The sequence below is a fragment of the Pedobacter sp. 01T416_2 genome (assembly GCF_056398925.1).
Map to the genome: position 1 here is coordinate 1 of NZ_JBFTQI010000708.1, position 3,092 is coordinate 3,092.

Sequence of the window (3,092 nt, forward strand, 5' to 3'; positions counted from 1 at the left end):
TCTTACTGGTAGGGGAAGATGCTGTTGAAGCCAGATTAGGTGGCTATAGCGGTACCGGAAACAATAAAATAAATATATTGGAGGGCTTAAAAAATGCCGTATCCAATAACGTTAAGGTTAATTATGTAAAAGGCAGTAGCCGGGATCTGCAATCTTATATTCCGATAGATAGTCAGTTTCTTTCTGCCAATCAGAAAGCAGGATTAATGGGAAGCTATTACAAAGGGCTTCAATTTTCAGGAAACCCAATTAAAGAAGTAAATGATAAGGCTGTTAATTTCAGTTGGACGTTATATCCGCCAGACGAGCAGCTCCAATTGGATGATTATTCGGTAAGGTGGGCCGGTAAAATTAAGGTGCCACAGAATGTTGATGTTAATATCGGATTGGAGGGAAATGATGGTTACCGATTATACCTGGATAACCAGTTACTTATCGATAATTGGGATAAAAAATCTTTCAATACGAAAACCGTTCCATTTCATTTTGAGAAAAATAAGGAGTATGCAATTAAGATCGAATTTTTTGAACCTAAAGGCAATGGTAAAATCAAACTGATCTGGGATTATAATATCAGGAAATCAAACGRAATAACTGATGCGGTGGCTGCTGCAAAAAACAACGATGCAATCGTATTTGTTGCAGGCATAAAAGAAGGAGAGTTTTTAGATCGGGCGATGTTAAACCTGCCTGGTAATCAAGAAATGCTACTGGGAGAACTCGTAAAAACCGGGAAACCTATTATTGTGGTATTAACCGGTGGAAGTGCGATCAATATGCAGCCTTGGTTAAATAAAGTAAGCGCAGTTTTAAATGTTTGGTACCCAGGCGAAGCAGGAGGTAGCGCCATTGCAGATGTACTGCTTGGCAAGATAAATCCGTCAGGTAAACTTCCAATTACTTACCCGATAGATGAATCGCAGTTACCATTGGTTTACAACCATAAACCTACTGGAAGAGGCGATGATTATAACAACTTAAGCGGGGAACCACTTTTCCCATTTGGATATGGATTAAGTTATACCAACTTTTCTTATAACAATTTGAAGTTTAACCGTAAAAGTATTGCTAAAAATGAAACCACTAACTTAAGCTTCGAGCTTAAAAATACTGGCAATTATGATGGTGAAGAAGTGGTGCAGTTGTATATGAGACCTTTGTTGAGCAAATTGGCACAGCCAGTTCTTGCATTGAGGGCTTTTCAGAGGGTACATTTAAAGGTTGGTGAAACAAAGGTAATTTCATTCAAACTGGATAAAGAGGTGCTGCAAACACTCAATATCAATAATGTATGGGAAGTAACTCCAGGGCAGTATAGAATTATGATCGGATCATCAAGTAAATCACTTTACTTAAAAGATAACTTAACTGTTAAGCCTTAAAAAAAGACCTCCTATGGTTAGGTATAAACCATATCATTAATAGTTGCCGCAGATTCTGGTTAAATCTGTGGCTTTTTTATTCTAATCCGTGTTTTCTTACATCCGTCCTCCTGAATTTATTTCAGGATCTATTGAAGCAGTAGAATGAATAATGAACTCACCTAAGTGTTTTTGCTGCGGAAACACGGAAAACATGAAATTTTCATTCGATCGTCATCCTGAGAGGTTAGTTTTAGAAAAAACAAAGGAGGGGTGATGACAGGTCCGTAGAATCGTCATTTCGACCGCAGTGGAGAAATCTTTGAATGAAGTATGTTAAAAGATTTCTCCATTTCGCTAGGCTTCAGTCGAAATGACGACTGATTTTCTAAACCTGTAATTGGTAGCGTAATCGAAGGATCTTTAAGGAAAAATAGAATTGCTGCACCCAACTTTGCGAACTTAGTGCTTTCTTCTCAGCGCCCTTTGCGGTTAAATGAAGTTATTTTAATTCTTCAATACCCAATTTCACTGCAAGTTCATTCAGATCCTTTACCACAACATCAATGATCGGAATACCGCTGATTTTCCTTTCCTGCTCAAATTCATGTTCAGGTTCGCCAGGGATGATTACCTTTTTATCAGGATCTATCGTTTTTGCACTTTTAAAGCGTTCTACCCAATTATCTAAATGATTTTTGAAGTCTGCAGCTGGTCTGAAACCATCTACGCGCATAGCGCCCAGAAAGTGGCCAAGTCCTTCGCCAACCGGATTGGCCGATGGTTCTAAGAAAGCCACAAAAGGAGGCACCCAAGGGCCATAATTCGCGCCAGATAACACCGCTGATAAAATATCGACCGTAGCACTTAACCCATAACCTTTATGACTGCCATGATCTTTATCACTGCCCAAAGGAAGGAGCGAACCGCCATTTTTTAATTCGTTCGGATCGGTAGAGTTTTCCCCACTTTTATCCTGGACCCAACCATCCGGAATACTTTTGTTTGCTCTTTGGGCAATTTCCAGTTTTCCGTTTGCTGCCGCTGCTGTGGCCATATCTACAATTACTGGTGGGTATTTTCCGGCTGGGAAGGCATAACACATGGGGTTTGTACCCAATAAACGTTCGTTAGCATAAGTAGGGGCTACCAAAGGACTTGCGTTGGTCATACTGATTCCGATCATATCCTTTTCTACCGCCATTAAAGCATGGTAGCCTGCAATACCGAAGTGATTGGAATTTTTAACCGATACCCATCCGCTACCGTATTTTTCTGCTTTTTCTATAGCAACTTTCATGGCAAATGGTGCAACCACTAAGCCTAAACCTGCATCGCCATCTACAGTGGCAGTAGTTGGTGTTTCATGTACGATTTTAATATCGGGCGTAGCATTTATCCTTTTCTTTTCCCAAAGGAGTACATAACCGCTTAAACGGGCAACGCCATGCGAGTCGATTCCACGTAAATCTGAACGGATTAATACATCGGTTGCTAAATCGGCATGCTCATCAGAACAGCCCATTTTTTTAAAAACGCTAAAGGTAAAAGCTCTAAGGTTGGTTTCGGTAAAAGTGATGAAATTCATAGTATACTATTTGTCGTCATCCTGTCTCGATTTTAAATCGGGATCAGGGTTTTCCTTGATAGATGCTGATCCCGAATATTCGGGACAGCATGACGAATCTAAAAATAAATTACGGCAATAAAACAGTAAAATCGCCTCCCAGT

At 39.9% G+C, this 3,092-nt stretch carries 2 protein-coding genes; one reads left to right on the forward strand and one right to left on the reverse strand.

Going from position 1 to position 3,092, the window contains the following annotated elements:
* Positions 1 to 1,382: PA14 domain-containing protein (locus tag AC1DPQ_RS22835; RefSeq protein WP_477610971.1), on the forward strand; the 1,382-nt coding region annotated here is incomplete at its 5' end.
* A 481-nt stretch (positions 1,383 to 1,863) separates the two neighbouring features.
* Here AC1DPQ_RS22835 and AC1DPQ_RS22840 read toward each other — a convergent pair.
* Positions 1,864 to 2,949 carry an Ldh family oxidoreductase gene (locus AC1DPQ_RS22840; RefSeq protein ID WP_477582193.1) on the reverse strand — a complete coding sequence of 362 codons (1,086 nt, stop codon included), beginning with the start codon at positions 2,947 to 2,949 and terminating at the stop codon, positions 1,864 to 1,866.
* Positions 2,950 to 3,092 lie beyond the last annotated feature (143 nt).

Coding starts and splice junctions, on each gene's coding strand:
- AC1DPQ_RS22840 (WP_477582193.1), bottom strand. CDS start 2,949: ATGAATTTCATCACTTTTACCGAAACCAACCTTAGAGCTTTTACCTTT.